Origin of the sequence: Edaphobacter sp., assembly GCF_035532915.1 — a bacterium.
GTDB lineage: Bacteria > Acidobacteriota > Terriglobia > Terriglobales > Acidobacteriaceae > Edaphobacter.
In genome coordinates this window covers 1-4,273 of record NZ_DATKQC010000231.1, presented here as the reverse complement: position 1 = coordinate 4,273, position 4,273 = coordinate 1, and the positions used below count along the sequence as shown (strand labels likewise).

The window sequence follows — 4,273 nt, the reverse complement described above, 5'->3', positions numbered from 1 at the left end:
AGGCGTTTGAGGGCGGTCAATGCCACCAGGGCTTTCTCCGCGAGCATTTCCTGCTTCCAGTTCAGCAAGGCTCGCGCCGCCCGAACTTGTCGGCCGGTGATCATCCATGATCACCTCCGACAGTCGATCCGCGCGCACCAGGAAAACGACTATAATAGTCGCTTTAGGGTGCCGCAACGCGTCTTATAGCTTAAAATCGGCATCCGGTGGGGTCGCCGGCCAGGTATCGCGATGGACCGACTCAGGATCAATCGGCCCGAGGTTTCCGTGAAGGGCGGCATACGGGCATTTCCGGAAAGTCGAGAGGTCCAGCCCAGCGGGGTGTCGCTGGACAGGTTTCAATCGCTGTTCTTGCGGGGACACGCATTGGTCGAGACCGACATTCGTCGATCCAATCTAAGGCGAAAGACGGTCCCCTTCTGCATTAGCGGGCAGAAGTTCTTCAATCCGACTTTTGGTTAGCAGATTTTCATAGAGTTCAAGTGTTCGGAGATCAATGAGACGCTGGAAGGTGGCAATATCTTTTTTCGACCACGGCTGATCACTAGCGTCATTCGACGTGAGCGCCTCCCATTCCGTCGGATTTGAAACCAAATCGCCGTTGTCCGGGAGCGACTCGTATTTGCCCTTGCCCCGCTTTCGATTATCCGAGACTGCTAGCCAGCGGAAGTTGCCGATTGAGTTGCCGACGCTTCCGCGCTCCTGGCGAAAATTGTCGGAGATGACATCATCCTCAAGACGCCTGTTTCTGTGGCGCCAGTCAAAGTTAAAGATGCCGTTGGGCACGATATGATCAAGATCGATTGGTAAATCCTCATCTCGGTCCGAAGTCGGATCGTAGTTTTTCCACTGACTGGTGATGTATTCTCGTTGGAGCCACATTAGCGCGCGTTTGCGCAGCTCCTCGTTGCTAGAAAGTACACGCAAGGCATCTCCGGGCTTGTGCTCATCAGTATAGTCAGCCGCTTTGAACCGATCTGCCCACGAACGAAGCATGTCAGTTCCGTTTTCCACTTCATTCCGCAGATCGCATAGCGCATCTTGGCGCGGTATGAAATACGCCTCTCCTTCCTTCTCGTATTCCCCGATCAGCTCGCGAATGGACTCTTGGGTGAAGGCCCAGTCGTGTTCCTTGGCATGCTGGAAGGCCCGCCACGCCGCGTTCGCATCGTTATTAACAAAGAGCAGCCAGTGCAGCACGAAGCCACACAGCATCTCGTTGATGTCCTTCTGCCACGGCTTGTCGAAACCCCGCTTGACGGCGAAAAGGATCAACACGTCGACGAGTTCTCGCGGTAGGCGTGCCAGTAGCATGGTTGGCAGTCCTTTTGGATGAGCTTTTTTATCGTAGCTCAGCGCTCTCCGGACCTCTGTTAGAGCCGTCTCCAATATCGCTGCCTGGCTTTCCGGCATGATCATTGCCAGAAATTCCGATTCCACTTGTTTTCTGTCTTTCAGCTTGGAAACAAAAGTGGGGCTGGGTCGGCTGATTACCTCCCATTCATGGGCACCGTCCCAGGGCGCTTTCGTCTTTGCAACACGCAAGGTCGCCAGGACCAGATCAATCTCACCGGCGAGCCGGCCAGTGTGGGAAATGATCTCCTTCATCCGGTCGTGGATTCCCGGATACAGGTGCTTGATGATCGAGTAGGTGAGTTCGTCATCGGTAAGACGAGTTCCACCCTGGCCCAGCCGCGTAAAAAAGCGGATATAATCTTCCTGATCGGCGACGATCTTGGGATCCACTTGCTGAAGAATAACTGGAGCTTCCAAGGCCCTTGTAAGTGCGGTAACGAAGTTACGGACAAGCGTCTCTGAAGCGCCTTCTCGTTTAGATAATTCTGCGATTATTGCGTCTCGATCTCTTTTTCCACCGAGACCATCACACACTTCAGAGAACGGAACGGCGCACTTTGCGTCGATCAAGTCACCACCCTTTACAATGGCAAAGGCCTGCTCCCGTTCTGATGTCGTCTGGCCTCTGTGATTATTGAGCCACTCTCCCCATTTTCTCTGCCTTTTATCGAGTTCAATCTTCTGGTTCGGTGCATCTGGTTTATATCCAAAGGGCTGACCGGTACTGGTCACGCGTAGCTGAAACATTAATCCCGAGGCTTTAGTCGGTTCCGTTCCTAGATCGACCCAAAGTTTTCGACTATCCTTCATCTCTCCCTTGCTAAGACCCAGAAGGACTGCGGTCATCCGTTGTTGCCCGTCGAAGAGTTGAAAGTCCGCTTCATTTGCTTCACGCGTCATGCCGTCTGCGTCACGGCCCTTGCGGCTAGCGTCGGTCCCCCCGTTTTTTACGGGATGGACCAGCATCATTCCCGCGGAATACCCGCGCAGCAAACTGTCCCAATAGTTGATAACTTGCTCGTTGGACCAGACGACCGAGCGTTGGATTGGCGGAAGAAATAAGCGACTACCTTCCTTCGCTTGCCGCCACTCAGCCAGGCAAGTGATAGTCAGCAACTCGGTCGTACTGTTACGGAAAAGCTCGCAAAAACTATTCGTTTTCATGCCGCACCACTCCAACGGAATATTGGGTTATGCGTCGCGCGGTCTGCGTCATATAGGCTACCATCCCACCATCCAAGCGCGGTCGAGGCGCAGTGTGGCGCAGTCGTCGGTTGGTTCATCATTATTGGCATTCGCCTATTGATCGCTTGACACGATTTCGGAAATCTTTGGGCTCCAGCACCTCGACGGTGTCGCCCCAAGTATAAAGATGCCATGACATCTCTAACGCTCCGCCCGCACGAAAGCGAACGGTCAGCGATCCGTCCGGCTGATCCTCGATCGTCTGATCCGGATGGAAGACCCATTCGCGTGCATCAGCCGCAACTTCCGGGGAAAAGCGCCAGACGACATCAAACGGCTCTTCCTGGAATACGCCGAAGGATCGACGGGCAAAATCGGCCAACGAAAAATCTGCGCGACGCAAGAAGCTGAATGCCGTCAGATCGACAGCGCTGATATTCGCCAAGCTGAACAGGCGGTAGTCGCGCACCGCACTGTTCATGCTGTAAGCCACCACATATGGCCGGTTCCCGTACAGAAAACCATAGGGGCAAACAAGTTGTCGGCTGCGCGTCCCGGTGCTTCGTGCCTGATAGTGAAGCCGTACCTTGCGAGAAGCGAGGATCGCTTGCCGAAGCGTCGCCAGAGTCTCAGAATCGACCTTCGGTCGCGGACCGGGCCGCATGGCAAGTCCTTCTGCTTCGAGAAGGAGCTCCGCGTCAGGCTCAATCCGTCTGGTGACTTCCGGACGGATTGTAGCCCGGAGTTTTGCCGCGAGACTGCCCAGGGCATCCGCGGCAGCATTCGCGTTTTCCCGCTTCAATACGGTCTCCGCCGTCCCGAGGGCGGCAACTTCCTCTGCCGAAAGGCCGACGAGCCCGCTGAGGGTGCCAGAGCGAATGCGCCACCGCTTGGGGGTCTCGCCCGGATTTGCCTGTTCCACCTGGGGAAACACGCGCTCGACGGCATCCCGCAGCCGCTCGGCGGTGCGCCGACTCAGCGGTTCATCGCCATAGCGTATGCGGATATCGTCGATGGTCAGCCCTTCCCCCGATCCCTGCATGTCCAGTGCAATCCGAAGGATTGTCTCCGCCTTTTCGTATCGCACGGGTCCCCCTCGGACGCTTGCCTTACCCCCATCTGCGCAAGCCTCTAGGCTACCCGTCACGGCGAGAAAAGTCATGAAGATCACCAGCTAACGGAGGCCAACAGCCCTTCAGGGGCCGTCGCCTTGCCTCACGTGGAAACCGATCGGCCTCGACACTGTCCCCTTGGCCTCGGCTTCCTCCTTTAGCCAGCCCATCAAACGCGCAGGGTCGGGCGAGCGGAACAACTCGCGTTTGCGCCTGACGGTGGCGAAGTCGCCCGGTGTCAACCCCTCCGGCAGATGATACGGCGCCGGAATGCCGAAGAACCTCTCGAAGGCACGAGCCGCCTGTTCACGGGAGAGAGCGTTGAAGCGAAGTTTCAGGGTAAATCGGCGCAGCGACGCTTGGTCGAGCCGATCCATCAGGTTCGTGGTGCAGACGAATGGCATCGGATGGCTTTCCATCCACGTCAGCATCTCGTTGACCTGGGATACTTCCCAGCTCCGCAGAGCATCCCGCCGGTCGAGAAGCAAAGAATCTGCCTCGTCTATGATCAGCATGGCGCGCTGCCGGCGGGCAGTTGCGAACGCTCCCGCGATTTGCTTCTCGCTGTCCCCGACCCATTTTGAGAGGAGATCGCTGGCGCGTTGCTGCATCACCTCCAT

General features: G+C 56.5%; 3 protein-coding genes. All 3 read right to left on the bottom strand.

What is annotated here, in order from left to right; translation table 11 throughout:
• Positions 1 to 396: 396 nt before the first annotated feature.
• Positions 397 to 2,520 (bottom strand): DUF262 domain-containing protein, encoded by a 2,124-nt coding sequence (locus VMU57_RS11190; RefSeq protein WP_325383377.1) that lies wholly within the window; start codon positions 2,518 to 2,520, stop codon positions 397 to 399.
• 121 nt (positions 2,521 to 2,641) lie between these two features.
• The gene (locus VMU57_RS11185; protein WP_325383375.1) at positions 2,642 to 3,628 is read right to left on the bottom strand and encodes a WYL domain-containing protein; all 987 of its coding nucleotides are present in this window, start codon (positions 3,626 to 3,628) and stop codon (positions 2,642 to 2,644) included.
• A 108-nt stretch (positions 3,629 to 3,736) separates the two neighbouring features.
• On the bottom strand, positions 3,737 to 4,273 hold a 537-nt coding region (locus tag VMU57_RS11180; protein WP_325383373.1), incomplete at its 5' end, for an ATP-binding protein.

Bases quoted from the DNA above. Each gene is read 5' to 3' on its own strand.
- VMU57_RS11190 (WP_325383377.1), bottom strand. From the start codon at position 2,520: ATGAAAACGAATAGTTTTTGCGAGCTTTTCCGTAACAGTACGACCGAG.